We start from the raw sequence: 14,222 nt of genomic DNA on the forward strand, positions 1-14,222 counted from the left end.
CCCGGTGTCCGGCCGGTGCCCCCGGCCCAGGGTGTCACCCCCGTCGCACCCGGAACGTACGGTCGGCAGCCCGCCGCCCCCGGAGTGACGCCGGTACCGCCCCGTCCTCCGGTCGCCCCACCACCGCCGCCGGCGGTCCCCGGTGCCGTGGTGCCCCCAGCGGCACCCGGAACACCGGCGGCAACACCTGGAACGCCGACGACAGCGTCCGCCGCAGGGACGCCGGTGCACGGGCGGCCGGTGGCGCCGCCCGGACCCGGCCCGGCGTCCCCGCTACCGCCCCCGCCGGTCATCCCGCCGCCACCCGCGAGGCCGAGCGCCGAGGCGCCTCCAGCGTCCGTCACCCCGCCTCCGTCGCGGATGCCGTCGGCGGGAGTCGTGCCACCGCCGCCACCGCCGACCGTCCTGCCGCCGGCACCGCGCATCCCCGCACCGGCGAGCGGCGTCCTACCACCACCGCCGGTAGTGACGGTCGCCCCGCCGACCCCCACCTCGGCCCCGCCGGCTCCGCCTTCGGTCAGCACGCCCGGCTCGACGGCGTCCCCGGCCGGTGCCTCTCGGCCCGAAGCGGATTCCACGCCGCCCTCTGCTCCCACTCCGGCGCCGACGTCGACCCCCGTGCCGCCACGGCCAGCAGCCGTCCAACCGGTGGCCGGGGCCGCAGCCGCTCCTCCGTACACCGCCACGGACCGCACGGCCGGGACCGGAACGGCAGCAGCCTCGGAAGTCCACCCCGCAGCGATCGAGGCGAACGTGAGCGGCCCCGGCGCGGGTACGCCACCGACCGTCCCGGGTGGACCGGGATGGGACAAGCCGACGATCCAGGTACAGCAGATCGGCCCGCTGCTGGAGGAGGAGTCGGAGCGCCAAGCCGCGACAGCGGCCGCCGGCACCGCGTCCAAGCCCTCGGTATCCGGTCCCGTCAGCGCACCGCCGGTGGACGGCACCCAGAGCAGCGGACCTTCGGCCGACACACCCGTAGTCAGCGGACCCCCGGCCGGCACACCCCCGGTGAGCGGACCGCCAGCCATCGCGCCGCCGGTGAGCGCGCAGCAGACGAGCGCAGGCGCACCCGCTGCCAGCACGCCCCCGGGTGAAGCACGACCGCAAGCCGGCCCACCACCGATTGGTTCACCGTCCACGCCACCGGTGAACGGGCCAGCCCTCGGCACGCCCACGCCGCCTCCCGTCAGCGCGCCGCCCACGCACCCGGTCAGCGGCCCACTGGGGCAACCGGTGAGCGGTGCGGCCGCGTACCCGATCAGCGGAATTCCGGTCAGCGGCTACCCACCACCGGTCAGCGGACCACCCGGCCAGGGCGGCTACACGCCGGTGAGCGCCCCGCCCGGCGAGGGCACCTACGCCCCGCCCGGCCACAGCGCCTACCCGCCGATCAGCGCACCACCTGGCCATACCGGCTACCCTCCGGTCAGCGGACCACCCGGTCACGGCGACTACCCGTCACTGGCCGGCCAGCCACATGCGGCGCCCGTCAGTGCCGCGCCGGTCAGCGGCGGCTCCGTGCCGCCGTGGGGCATGGTCGCGCCGCCGTGGAGCAGTGTCGCCCCGTCCCAGCCGGTCGACCGGCCCGCCGACCCCGAGCAGGACACGGACGGGCCTGACCCGGACGAGCCGACGGCCGGCGACGCGGCCGGACAGGCGGAAGGGGACGCGCCGGAACGGAACCGGCCGATGCCGATCTACGAGGACCTGCTGGACTTTCCCGAGTCCACGCGACCCGAGCCGCCGGCCCAGCCGGAGCCGGGCGCCTGGCCGGTGAACCCGCCGATGTTCCACCAGCCGGCGCCGGTCCAGCCGCCGGGCGCGTACCCGATGGAGCCGGAGCGGCCGGGCCGCAACCGCACGGTGCTGGCCCTGGTGGCCGGGGGCGCGGTGCTCGCGGTGGTGGCGGCGGTCGGTGTCGGCGTGGTGTTGCTGAACCGGGAGGCGGCGCCGCCGGCTCCGGTGCCCGCGTCCGGTTCCGCGTCGCCGAAGGTGGCCGGTCCGCCGCCGGGCGACTTGCAGCTACGGGACGACACCACCACTGTCACGGTGACCTGGACCGACCCGACGAACGGCGGGGTGCCGTTCGTGGTGGCGGGTGGCCGGGCCGGGCAGAAGCTCGGCGTGATGGCCACAGTGGACGCGGGGCAGACCCGCTACACGGTGAACGGGCTGAGCGCGAAGCTGGACTACTGCTTCACCGTGCTGGCTGTCTACGCGACCGATTCGTACTCGACCTCGGGTCAGGTCTGCACGGACCGGGAGGGCGGCGCGACGCCGAACTGACGGTCCGGGGACGCCACGCTCGGTGTCCACAGGGGGACGGTGCGGGTTTCACCGGCACCGGGCGGCACCTATGATGGCTCCCGGCTCTGGGGAGGGTCGACCTCGCGCGGGTGCGCCTCCCCCACCGACACGGGGAGGCAGCCGGCAGTGACCACCATCGAGGACGTCACGGGCACCGGGCCGGAGCAGGCTCGTCCACGATCGCGTATGCGGGGCGGGCTGGTGACCATCGGCACGGTGGCCGCGCTGCTGGCCGCGATGGGCCTGACGGTGCTCGGGCTGGGCGCCGCGGACAACGCGGTGGCGAGCTACGACGCCTCCTCCTGGTTGTGGAGCACCACCCGCGGCGAGCTGGCCCGGGTCAACGGCGTCACCGCGCGGGTGGACACCCGGATGGAGGTGCCGGGTGGGCGGCGGCACCAGATGCAGGTGGCCCAGACCGACCGGCTGCTGATCCTGCGCGACCTCAAGACCGGCCAGGTCAGCTCGCTGGACCTGGCGACGTTGCAGATCACCGCGACCACGCCTACCGCGCCGGGGCTCGGGGTGAGCGTGGCGCTGCACGAGGACGCGGCGTTCGTGGTGGACGCGGTGCAGGGCATCGTCCGGCAGCTCGACCCGCGGGCGCTGACGCCGGTGGGCGAGCCGGTCCGCTACCCGCCGGGCATCGCCGGCGGCACGTTCGACGGCGCCGGCAAGCTGTGGATCGCGGTGCCGAGCGAGGGCACCGTCTCGGCGGTCACCGCCGCCGAGTTGCCGGAGACGCCCGGTGACGCGCCGCCGGCCGGGCTCAGCCCGAAGCGCGTCGAGACGTACGACGTGGCCGAGCCGGCGCACGAGCTTGTGGTGTCCACGCTGGACGAGGGCGTGGCGGTGCTGGACCGCACCTCGGCGTCGCTGGTCACAGTGGTCGGCGGGCAGACGCAGCGGGCGGCACTGACCATGACCGCGCCGGGCTACCTGCCGACCCGTACCAGCGGGCAGCAGGTGCCGGTGACGGTTCCCGGTGAGCGGTCGGTGCACGTGGTGCGGGACAGCCGCGAGGTGAAGCGGTTCACGGTGCCGGGCGACGGTGTGCGGCTCAGCCCGGCCGTGGCGTGGGCGGGCCGGTTCTACTGCGCCGACGAGACGACCGGCACGGTCTACGCGTTCGACGCCGAGGGGCAGCTCGTGCAGACCGTGAAGGGCGCCGGCCGCCCCGGTCCGGTCGAGCTGGAGGTGCGCGAGAACCACCTGTTCATCAACCCGCCGGACTCGTCCACCGCGCAGGTGGTCGACGACCGCAACCAGGTGCGTGAGGTCGACAAGTACGCGAACGACGTGCTGGGCGGGGATCCGCCGCCGGTGGCTCCGCCGCCGCCCCCGCCGAAGAAGCCGAAGGTGTCCAAGCCGGGCGCGCCGAAGTCGGTCACCGCCGCCGCCGGTGACGCCTCGGCGCGGGTGAGCTGGCAGGCCGCGGCGTCGAACGGCGCCGAGATCACCAGGTACGTGGTGGAGGGCGCCGGTCAGACCCGCCAGGTCGGCGCGAACCAGCGGTCGCTGGAGGTGACCGGCCTGACGAACGGCGAGACGTACACGTTCTCGGTGCACGCGGTGAACGCCAAGGGTGAGGGGCCGGCGCGGCGCAGCAACCCGGTGGTGCCGACGGCTGAGGTGCCGGACCCGCCGGCGTCGGTGACCGCCGAGGCGCGGCCGGACGGCACGGTGCGGGTGAGCTGGCCCGAGGCCGACGGCCAGGGCAACAAGATCGCGAAGTACGCGGTGACGGCGACCTCGGCGGGCGCGAGCGCCCCGGCGGGCGAGTCGGCGAAGACGGAGCTGGTGGTGGCGGCCGGGCAACTGGAGTACGGCACCCAGTACGCGTTCACCGTGACGGCGGTGAGCGAGAAGGGCGCCGGGTCGAAGGCGTCGCCGGTGAGCAACACGGTGGTGCCGTTCACGGCGCCGAAGGCGCCCGGCGAGCTGCGCGCGTCCACTGTCGCCGACCAGCCGGGCACGGTCGCGGTGCAGTGGTCCCCGGCGGTGGACAACGGCCGCCCGGTGACGAAGTACGTGGTGGAGGCAGCCGGGAAGTCCGTCGAGGTGACCGATGTGCGGGCCACTGTGGGCGGGCTGGGCAACGGCCAGAACGTGACGGTGAAGGTCAAGGCCGTGAACGAGGCGGGCGCCGGGCCGGAGGCGAGCACCACCGCGCGGACGGTGGCCGAGCCGCGGATCACGGTGACCGGCTCGTCGGCGGACGCCACGTCGGTGACTGTGACGTTCACCGTGGACGCGGGTGGTGGGCGGGCCTCCTGCACGGCGGCGACCGGTGGGAAGACGGCGAGCGGCAGTTGTTCCAGCCTGCGGGTGACCGGGCTGACGCCGGGTACCGCGTACACGGTGACGCTGACCGCGTCCAACGCCGCCGGCAAGGGCACCGCTTCCCGCGCCCAGACCACGGACGCGCTGTACGGGATCGCCACCTGCCGCAACGGCTCCTCCGGCGCGGAGGCGACCTACTGCTCCCGGGACGTGCCCGGTGAGCGCAACGGCAACGAGATCTTCTCGGTCACTCAGCAGGACAACAGCAGGCAGGCAGGCTGGGAGCCCAACGGCGCCCGGCTGAAGGCCTACTGCAAGAAGAAGGGCGAAGAGGTCTACGCCTACATCTACAACAACGACAAGCGCAGCACCTGGTGGGTGCGCGTCGATCACAGCAAGGGCCGCGACTACATCCCGTGGGCCTGGCTGAACCTGGAGGGCGGCGACGACATCAACCTGCTGCCCACCTGCTGACCGCACCACTCCGAGAGGCGCATCCGTGAACACGCACGAACCGCTCAGCCAGCCGGAGGTGCAGGGCTTCGCCGCCCTGGCCGCCCGGCTGGCCGACAACGTCAACGCGGTCGTGCTGGGCAAGCCGCAGGTGGTGCGGCTGGCGCTGACCGCGCTGTTCGCGCAGGGGCACGTGCTGCTGGAGGACGTGCCGGGCGTCGGCAAGACCACGCTGGCGCGGGCGATCGCGGCCACCGTGAAGGGGCAGTGGCGGCGGATCCAGTTCACGCCGGACCTGCTTCCCTCCGACGTATCAGGGGTGACGATCTTCAACCAGGCCAGCCGGGGTTTCGAGTTCCACCCGGGGCCGGTGTTCGCCAACATCGTGATCGCCGACGAGATCAACCGGGCGTCGCCGAAGACGCAGTCGGCGCTGCTGGAGGTGATGGAGGAGCGCACCGTCACGGTGGACGGCGTACGGCATCCGGTGCCGCAGCCGTTCCTGGTGGTGGCGACGCAGAACCCGGTGGAGATGGACGGCACGTACCGGCTGCCCGAGGCGCAGCTCGACCGGTTCCTGGTGAAGCTGTCGGTCGGCTACCCGGACGAGGCGGTAGAGGTGGAGGTGCTGCGCGGCGCCACGGTCCGCTCCCCCGACTCGCTGACCGCCGTCACCGACACCGCCACCGTGGGCGAGATGGTGAAGATGGCCCGGCGGGTGCACATCGCCGAGCCGTTGTACGCGTACGCGGTGCGGCTGGCCGCTGCCACGCGTACCCATCCGCAGGTGCGGGTCGGGGTGAGTCCGCGCGGCGTGATCGCGCTGACCCGGGCGGCGTGCGCGTACGCGCTCATCGACGGCCGGGGCTGGATCATGCCGGAGGACCTGAAGGCGCTCGTCGAGCCGGTGTTCGCGCACCGGCTGCTGCTCACCCCCGACGCGCAGGTGCGTGGCGTGACGTCCGCCGAGGTGCTGCGCCAGGCGGTCGCGTCGGTGCCGGTGCCGTTGCCGACGGGCCAGGCCACGCCGGTGCACGGCTGAGCGTGGGGATCACCGCCCGTGGCATCGGGCTGCTCGTCGCCGCCCTGGTGATGCTCGGCGTGGGGTTCCGGTACGCGTACCCGGAGTTGACGGTGCTCGGCGCGGCGGCCGGGGTGGCGGTCGGCTACGCCGTGGTGAACGCGGCCTGGCGGCCCCGGCTGGACGTGACGCGGCGGGCCGACCCGGACCGGGTGGCCCGGGGTGAACCGGCGGCGATGGAGCTGACGGTGCGCAACACCGGGCGGTTGCGGGCGGCGAACCTGGTGGCCGAGGACCGCTGCGCGGGGGCGCTGGTGCCGGTGCCGCTGCTGCGGTTGCGTCCGGGCCGGGACACCGTGGTGCGCTACGACGTGCCGACGCACCGGCGTGGGGTGGTGCCGGTGGGGCCGCTGCGTGTGGTGCGCCGGGATCCGCTGGGGCTGGTGGCGCTGGCGCGCGGCTACGGCGGCACGGTGCCGGTGTGGGTGCACCCGCGCATCCATCCGCTCTCGGCGGTGCCGACCGGTGCCGGGCGCAGCCTGGACGGGCGTACCGACAGCGTGCCGCACGGTTCGATCACGTTCGACTCGTTGCGGGAGTACGTGGTGGGCGACGAGTTGCGCCGCGTGCACTGGCGCACGAGCGCCCGGGTGGGTGAGCTGATGGTGCGGGAGAACGTGGACACCAGCCTGCCGCGCCTGGTGGTGGTGCTGGACAACCGGGCCCCGGCGCATCCGGGCCGGGTGGGCGGGGTCGCGGAGTCGTTCGAGGCGGCGTGCGAGGCGGCCGCGTCGGTGGTCGCCGCCGCGGTGCGGGAGGACCTGCCGGTGCAGCTGCTGCTCGTCGTACCGGCCGAGGTGGAACCGGAGGGCGCGGCCGGACCGCTGGACCGGCTGGCCGCAGTGGAGCTGGCGGACGCCGGGCCGGACGTGCTGCCGGCCGCGACCGGGCGGCTGCGCCGGGACCGGCTCGGCGACACGCTGGTCTTCCTGACCGGGCCGGGTGGCCGCGACGACCTGGGCCACGTCGGCGCGCTGCGCGGCGCGTACCCGTCGGTGGTGGTCGGGATGTTCGGCGCGGACGGGCCGACGGCGGCCGGCGCGGCGGGCCTCACGGTGCTGGACGCGGCCGACGGCGCGGCGTTCGCCGCCGAGTGGGACGGGGTCCGCCGGTGGTGACGCCGCCGCGGACGGAAGCGGCGGCGGAGCGCGTGGTCCGGGTGTTGCGGGCCGTGCCGGTCCCGGCCGCGCTGATCGTGCTGGTCGCGCTCTCCGGCGTGGTGCTGGGCCGGGTGTACGCGGATCCGCTGCTGACCCGCCTCATGGCCGGCGCGGCGGTCGGCTCGGTGCTGGTCAGCGTGGCCGCGCGGCGGCTGCCGTCCTGGCTGGTGGCGCCGCTGTCGGTGGCCGCGATGGCCGGGTGGACGCTGGTGTCGCTGCGGCTGGCCGCCGCGCACGCGGCGCTGCCGGGCGGGCTCGGCGAGGTGACCACCGACGCCGCCCGTAACGCGATTCCCCGGCTGCTCACCGCGATGATTCCGGTCGAGCCGGCCCCGGACACGGTGCTGGTTCCGGTGGCGGCCGCGTGGCTGGCCGGGCTGACCGCCGCCGAGGTGGCGCTGCGCGCCGGGCGGGTGCTGCTGGGCTACCTGCCGCCGGCTCTGCTCTACGCCGGGGCGCTCTACGTGGTCGGGCCGAACGCGGATCCGGCGATCGGCCCGACTGTGGTGTTCGCGGCGGTCGCGGCGGCCGGCCTGGCGACGCCCGGGCGCCGCGACGGCCCGGCGGCCGATCCGGTCGCCGGTCTGACCCCGGCGGTACGCGCGGCCGTCCGGCTGCGGCTGGTGGCGGCGAGCGCGGCCGGGCTCACGGTGGTGGTGGCGCTGGCGGCGCTGCTCGCCCCGGTGGTGGCCGCCCAGGTGGACGAGCGACCGGTCGACCCGCGCCGCTACGTGGAGCCGCCACGGGTGGAGTCGCTGGACGAGAACCCGCTGATCCGGATCTCCGGGTGGGCGTTGAACCCGGACCAGCGGCTGCTGGACGTGCGGACCGTCGGCGGCGCGCCGGCCGGCGGGACGCCGCGGATCCGGCTGGCGGTGCTCAGCGACTACGACGGCGTGACCTGGCGGGTCGGCGCCACGTACCGCAACGCGGGGCGGATCCTGCCCGCCGTCGAGCCCGCCCCGAACACGGCCACCGACGAGGTGCGCCAGGAGATCACGGTCGGCGACCTGACCGGACGGCTGCTGCCGGCGGTGCCCACGCCGCGCGAGGTGACCGGCGCGCGGGTCGCGTACGACCCGGCGACCGGGACGCTGATCCGCCCGGAAGGGCTCGCGCCAGGGCTGCGGTACGAGGTGTCCTCGATGCGGGAGCAACCGGACGTGAACCTGCTGAGCACGGCGAACGTGCCCGCGGGTGACGAGGTGGCCCGGGTGCTGCGGGTGCCCGACGGCGCGCCGGAACCGTTGCGCCGGCTGGCCACGCAGCTCGCCGAGTCGAACGGCGCTCCGTACGCGCGCGCCGACGCGATCGCCACGTTCCTGGCCGAGCACTACCGGGTGACAGCCGACGCGCCGAGCGGGCACGCGTACCCGAATCTGGCGTTCTTCCTGTTCGGGCCGCGTAACGGCGGCGGCCAGCGGGGCACGTCGGAGCAGTTCGCCGCCGCGTTCGCGGTGCTCGGCCGCCTCGCCGGCCTGCCGACCCGGGTGGTGGTCGGGTTCGGGCCCGACGGCGACGGGCCGGTGCGGGCGGCCGACGCGTACGCCTGGCCGGAGGTGCTGTTCGACGGCGTCGGCTGGGTGCCGTTCGATCCGATGCCGCGCCCGGACGAGGAGCCCCGTCCGGTGGAGGAGGACTTCCGGCCGCAGCCGGAGGACCCGCCGCCGTCGGAGGTGCCGGCGCCCACCGAGGAGCCGAGCGCCACGCCTCCGGCTGCCGCGCCCGCACCCGGCCGGAACGAGGGCGGGCTCGGCACACCGGCGCTGGTCGGCGGCGGTGTCGGCGGACTGGTGTTGCTGGTCGGCGCGGTGCTGGCGGCGCTGGTCGCGATGCGCCGGCGGCTGACCCGCTCCCGTCTGGCGGTGGGCGATCCGGGCGAGCGGGTCGCGGGAGCGTGGCGGGAGCTGACCGACGCGCTGCGTCTGGCCGGGCATCCGGTCGGGCCGGACCTGGCGGCGGCGGAGGTCGCCGAGCGGGCCCGCCGGACGCTCGCCGAGGCCCGCGCGGCGCGGCCCGGAGAGGACGCGGCGATCGGCGACCCGGATGAGGCAACGGTGGACGAGCTGGCCGCTCTGCTCAACCAGGCGGGCTTCGCGCCGGGCAGCGTCACGCCGGAACAGGCGGACCGGGCCGCAGGACTGAGCGCCGGCTTCGCCGAGGCGCTGCGCTCGGCCCGGCCACGGTGGCGACAGTTGCTGTGGACGATCCATCCGGGGCCGCTACGGTGGCGACGCTGATCAACAGCCGTAACCGGATCGCCGAGCCGGTACCGCCACGAGTCCTCCTGACCATCTGCTGACCTCCTGGTCGTCGAACGCCTGTGGGACACCGGCAGCCGGCGTCACGGAAGTAAGGTGAGCGGTGATCTGCATCAGGAACCGGCGTTTCGGTCTGCTCTGGACCAGCACGCTGTTGTCCAACCTGGGCAACTGGCTGATGATCGTCGCGGTGCCGGTCTACGTCTACACGATGACCGGGTCGACGCTCAGCAGTGGTTTCGCCTTCGTCGCGCAGACCCTGCCCGCGATCGTCTTCGCGCCCCTGGCCGGGGTGCTGGCCGACCGGTGGGACCGGCGAACGGTGATGGTCGGCGCTGACCTGCTGCGCATGGTCGTCGTGCTCGCGCTGATCGTGGTCGATGATCCGGGAATGCTGTGGCTGCTCTACACGGCGATGTTCTTCGAGAGCGCAATCGGGCACGTCTTCCAGTCCGCGGCCCGGGCAGTGGTGCCCGCCGTCGTCGGCCGGGGCGGCGACCTGGAGGCGGCGAACGCCTGGAACACGGTGGCGAGCGGCATCGTCCGCCTCGCCGGCGCACCCCTGGGCGGCGCGCTCTACGCCCTCGTGGGTTTCGACGGCCTGGTGCTGATCGACTCCGCGACGTACCTGCTCTCGGCCTTACTGATCTTCGGAATGGGTCGGCTGCGGGTGACCGACGACGGGCAGCAGCCGGACGCGTCCTCCTGGCTGGCCGCTTTCCGGGGGCAACTCCGGGAGGGACTGGCCTTCCTCTTCGGGCATCCGATCCTCCGCACGACTCTCGTCGTCTCCAGCCTCTTCCTGTTGGCAAACGCCGCTCTGAACGTGCTTCTGGTGCCGTACGTCATCAGCGTCCTCGGCGGCGACGCCGGCGACGTCGGTGTGCTCATGGCAGCGCTCGGCGGCGGCTTCCTGGCCAGCGCGTACGTCGGCAACGTGCTGTCCCGTAGCGGGCTCCTCCGGCTGTCGTTCACCGGTTGCCTGGCGGCGATCACCCTCTGCTTCGCCGGGCTCTTCCTCATCCACCACTTCGCCGCCGCGCTGGTCTTCATCGCCCTTGCCGGCCTGCCCGGTGGCGCGTTGCTGATGCTGGTCCAGGTGCAGGTCCAACGCCATACCCCGGACCGTCAGCTCGGCCGGGTCGGATCCGCCTTCTCCGCCGCCGAGATGGCCGCGACCGTGGTGGGTGCCTCGGCAGGCAGCATCGCCGGACAACAGCTGCCCCTCACCACCACGGTCTGGCTCGTGATCGGCGTACTGGCGGCCGGCGCAGTGGTCGCCGCCCTGCTGCTACCCACCCGATCCGGACCGCCGGCGGCGGCGGAGCCGGCGGCGACGGCAACCCCGCCGGTGATGGCGAGAACCGGTGACGATGGCTGAATCCGCATCCGTCCGCAGCACGATGCCCACGTCGTTGACCCGACCCACATGAAGCCCGCCCTTGGCCCACTGGCGGTCTCCCGCGTGCGTCGACGGGCAGGAGATCCCTCACGACTGAGGAAGGCTCGCGCGCAGCTTCCGGACGAGTTTGCGCAGCCCGGCCTGCCAGCCGTCCGGGTCCTCGGCACGTCGGCGGGCGTAGTCGGCCACCTCGGGGTGCGGCAGGATCAGGAACCGTTCCTCGGCCAGCCCGGCGATCACCGCCTCGGCGACCTGGTCCGGGCTGAGGATCGTCCCGGACGCGGCGATCACCCGGGCGCCCAGGTGCCCCTCGGTGAGGCCGTCGGCGAGCATCGGGGTGTCCACGCCCTGCGGGCACAGCGCACTGACCCGGATCCCGGCGTCCCGGTAGGTGATCGCCAGCCATTCGGCGAGCCCTACCGCGGCGTGCTTGGTGGCGGTGTACGGCGCGTCGCCGACCGCTGTGAGCAGGCCCGCCGCCGAGCAGGTGAGCAGCAGGTGGCCCTGGCCCCGGCTGAGCATGCCGGGCAGCACCGCGCGGGCGCTGTGCAGGTGCCCCAGCACGTTGACCCGCCAGGCGCGGTCCCAGTCGGCGTCCGGCGCGTCGATGCCGCCGCCGGTGGCGACTCCGGCGTTGGCGCAGAACAGGTCGATCCGGCCGTGGCGGCGCTCGGTGTCGTCCACGAGTGCGCGTACCGCCGCCTCGTCGGTGACGTCGAGCCCGACGCCGGTGGCCACCGGGCCGATCGCCTCGGCCGTGGCGCGGGCCGCGTCGGCGGCCAGGTCGGCCAGCACGACGGCGGCGGCGCCCTCGGCGGCGAACCGTCGGCCCAGGGCCGCGCCGATCCCGCCGGCCCCGCCGGTGATCACCACCACCCGGTCGGTCAGGTTCATCTCAGGCCACCTCTCCGGGGCCGAGCCGGGACAGCAGATCCAGCCAGGCCGCCGCGCCGCCCTCGGTGATCTCGGGCGTGGGGAGCACGGCCAGCACCGGCACGTCGACGCCGTTGTCGGCGTAGCGGCGGACGGCGGCCGCGCACTGCTCGGGTGAGCCGTGCAGCACCAGCGCGTCGACCACCTCGTCCGGTACGGCGGCGGAGGCGCCCCGCCGGTCCCCGGCGGCCCACGCCTGCCACATCGGACCGAGCGAGTCCTCGCGGCCCAGCCATCTGTGGAAGGCCGCGTACGCGGGGACGGTGAGGTAGCCGGTGATCATGCGGCGGCCCAGCGCGCGGGCGTACGCGGCGTCCTCGGTGGGGCAGACGAAGATGCGGGCGGCCACCTCGAACCCGGGGCGGCGCTCGCCCACCTCGGCCAGGGCGGTCGGCACGTCCTCGGCGGCCAGCCAGTTCAGGATCACCCCGTCGGCCTCGGCGGCGGCCAGGCGCAGCATGCCGGGGCGCAGCGCGGCCAGCACGACCGGCGGCGGCACGCTCGGCGGACGCTCCAGCGTGAAGCGCCGTACGGCGAACGTGTCGAACGCGCCGTCGACGGTCTCGCCGCGCAGCGCGGCCCGCAGGAACCGCAGCACGTCCCGGGTCCGTTTGAACGGCTCGTCGAATCCAATCGCGTTCCAGTCCCGCACCAGCACCGGCGACGAGGCGCCGACGCCGAGCGCGAAGCGGCCCGGCGCCGCCTCGGCCAGCGCGGCGGCGCTCATCGCCAGCAGTCCCGGGCCGCGGGTGAAGACCGGTGTGATCGCGGTGCCGAGGCGCAGGCGCGGCGACCAGGCGGCGGCCAGGGCCAGCGGGGTGAAGGCGTCGGCGCCGGCCACCTCCGACGACCACACGTCGGTGAATCCGGCGTCGTCGAGCGCCGCGTAGACGGCGGCGTGGTCGGCGAGCGGAATGCCGCCCAACGGCACTGTCATGCCCCATCGGTTCGTCACCCGTCGATGGTGCCCGTCCGGCACCGCCCCGGGCAAGATCCAAGGCGATATGGGTGATCGGTGACGAGAAGCCGGGAAAGAGTGTTACGACTGCCGCATGAGTCGGACCGGGGACGGAGCTCGGCGGTGAGGACCGCCGAGCCGGCCGCGCTGCGCGGCTCCGGCGACGGGCCCGACCGGGCCACGTTCCTGGAACTCTTCTTCGACCTGGTGTACGTGTTCGCGCTGACCCGGATCTCGGCGCGCGCCTTCGAGGACCTGGTCCTGGAGGGCGGGCAGAACGGCTGGTCGGCGGTGACCGGCGGCGGCAAGACGCTGCTGCTGCTTCTCGCGCTCTGGGGCGTCTGGCAGGGCACGGCGTGGACGACCAGCCGCTACGACCCGCACCACCTGTGGTTGCAGGTCATCGTGATCACCGCGCTGATCTCGGCGATGGTGATGGGGGTGGCGGTCCCCCGCGCGTTCGGCCACAGCGGCCTGATGTTCGCCACCGCGTACGTGATCGCCCAGGTGAGCCGGCCGGCGATCCTCATGCTGGTGCTGCACAAGGTCCAGTACCGCCGGCTCAAGCTGCGGATGCTGATCACGTTCTGCGCCACGGGCGTGCTCTGGCTGGCCGGCGCGCTGCTGCCGGTGAACGCCCGGGTGATGCTCTGGACCGCGGCGCTGGTACTGGAGTACCTCGGCGGCCGCTTCGGCTGGCCGGTGCCGGGCCTGGGCCGCTCCACGGTCTCCCGCTGGGACATCCACGGCGAGCACCTGGCCGAGCGCTACCAGCAGATCTTCCTGGTCGCGCTCGGCGAGACGATCCTGCTCGCCGGCCTGTCGTTCACCCGCTCCCCCACCAGCCCCGGCATGGTCACCGCGTTCGCCGTCGCGCTGGCCACCTCGGTGCTGCTGTGGCGGATCTACGTGCAACGGGCCGGCCAGATCCTGGGCGAGGCGGTGACCCGGGCCGCGCACCCGGCCACCGTCGGCCGCTCCGCCGCCGACACCCACCTGGTCATGGTGATCGGGGTGGTCGCCACCGCGATCGGCTACGAACTGGTGATCGAGCACCCGGTCGGGCACAACGAACTGCCCTGGCTGGCCATGATCCTCGGTGGTCCGGCGCTGTTCCTGGCCGGCCGGGCCCGCTTCGAGTACGAGGTGTTCGGCCGCGTCTCCCCGTCCCGCCTGGTGGGGATCGCCGCGCTGCTGCTGCCCGTACCGCTGCTGGTGCGCCTCGCGCCGGTCGTCGCGGCGGGCTTCGCCGCGGCGGTCCTGACGGCAGTGGCGGTCGCCGACGCCCGGCGGGCGTGGGGCCGCCCGCCGGAGGACGCCGCGCCGCCGTTCTGAGCGGTGCCGCCGGAGCGGGGCCCCGCGCCCGCCCTCCGGGCTACGA

General features: G+C 74.7%; 9 protein-coding genes. 7 read left to right on the forward strand and 2 right to left on the reverse strand.

All coding sequences use genetic code 11. From position 1 onward, the window contains the following. The first annotated feature begins 1,149 nt into the window (after positions 1–1,149). The 6 genes from J3R08_RS20800 to J3R08_RS20825 all read left to right on the forward strand — a co-directional run bounded on the left by J3R08_RS20800 (position 1,150) and on the right by J3R08_RS20825 (position 10,929). Positions 1,150–2,289, forward strand: a complete 1,140-nt coding sequence (locus J3R08_RS20800) for a hypothetical protein (protein ID WP_245255795.1) — start codon at positions 1,150–1,152, stop codon at positions 2,287–2,289. Positions 2,290–2,496: 207 nt separating this feature from the next. Then, entirely contained in the window at positions 2,497–5,067 is a 2,571-nt protein-coding gene (locus J3R08_RS20805) for a fibronectin type III domain-containing protein (RefSeq protein WP_209964334.1), read from the forward strand. Positions 5,068–5,092: 25 nt separating this feature from the next. After that, complete coding sequence (locus J3R08_RS20810; RefSeq protein ID WP_166457311.1) at positions 5,093–6,088, forward strand: MoxR family ATPase; 996 nt, start codon at positions 5,093–5,095, stop codon at positions 6,086–6,088. 2 nt (positions 6,089–6,090) lie between these two features. Next, the gene (locus tag J3R08_RS20815) at positions 6,091–7,245 is read left to right on the forward strand and encodes a DUF58 domain-containing protein (protein WP_174534867.1); all 1,155 of its coding nucleotides are present in this window, start codon (positions 6,091–6,093) and stop codon (positions 7,243–7,245) included. Beyond that, complete coding sequence (locus J3R08_RS20820; protein WP_209962550.1) at positions 7,239–9,527, forward strand: transglutaminase domain-containing protein; 2,289 nt, start codon at positions 7,239–7,241, stop codon at positions 9,525–9,527. The genes J3R08_RS20815 and J3R08_RS20820 overlap by 7 nt, the downstream gene beginning before the upstream one ends. A gap of 124 nt (positions 9,528–9,651) precedes the next feature. Next, on the forward strand, positions 9,652–10,929 hold the full coding sequence (locus J3R08_RS20825) for an MFS transporter (protein ID WP_113972415.1): 1,278 nt from the start codon (positions 9,652–9,654) through the stop codon (positions 10,927–10,929). A 108-nt stretch (positions 10,930–11,037) separates the two neighbouring features. Here the strand turns inward: J3R08_RS20825 and J3R08_RS20830 are convergent, their stop codons facing one another. Further along, a complete protein-coding gene (locus J3R08_RS20830; RefSeq protein WP_113972416.1) occupies positions 11,038–11,844 on the reverse strand; it encodes an SDR family oxidoreductase in 807 nt (268 codons plus the stop codon). Position 11,845: 1 nt separating this feature from the next. Further along, entirely contained in the window at positions 11,846–12,820 is a 975-nt protein-coding gene (locus tag J3R08_RS20835) for an LLM class F420-dependent oxidoreductase (protein WP_113972417.1), read from the reverse strand. A 144-nt stretch (positions 12,821–12,964) separates the two neighbouring features. Between J3R08_RS20835 and J3R08_RS20840 the strand changes: the two genes are divergently transcribed. After that, the gene (locus tag J3R08_RS20840) at positions 12,965–14,176 is read left to right on the forward strand and encodes a low temperature requirement protein A (protein WP_113972418.1); all 1,212 of its coding nucleotides are present in this window, start codon (positions 12,965–12,967) and stop codon (positions 14,174–14,176) included. Positions 14,177–14,222 lie beyond the last annotated feature (46 nt).

Source organism: Micromonospora sp. HB375 (assembly GCF_017872985.1).
Classification (GTDB): domain Bacteria; phylum Actinomycetota; class Actinomycetes; order Mycobacteriales; family Micromonosporaceae; genus Micromonospora; species Micromonospora chalcea.

Coding starts and splice junctions, on each gene's coding strand:
- J3R08_RS20805 (WP_209964334.1), top strand. CDS start 2,497: ATGCGGGGCGGGCTGGTGACCATCGGCACGGTGGCCGCGCTGCTGGCC.
- J3R08_RS20830 (WP_113972416.1), bottom strand. CDS start 11,844: ATGAACCTGACCGACCGGGTGGTGGTGATCACCGGCGGGGCCGGCGGG.
- J3R08_RS20835 (WP_113972417.1), bottom strand. CDS start 12,820: ATGACAGTGCCGTTGGGCGGCATTCCGCTCGCCGACCACGCCGCCGTC.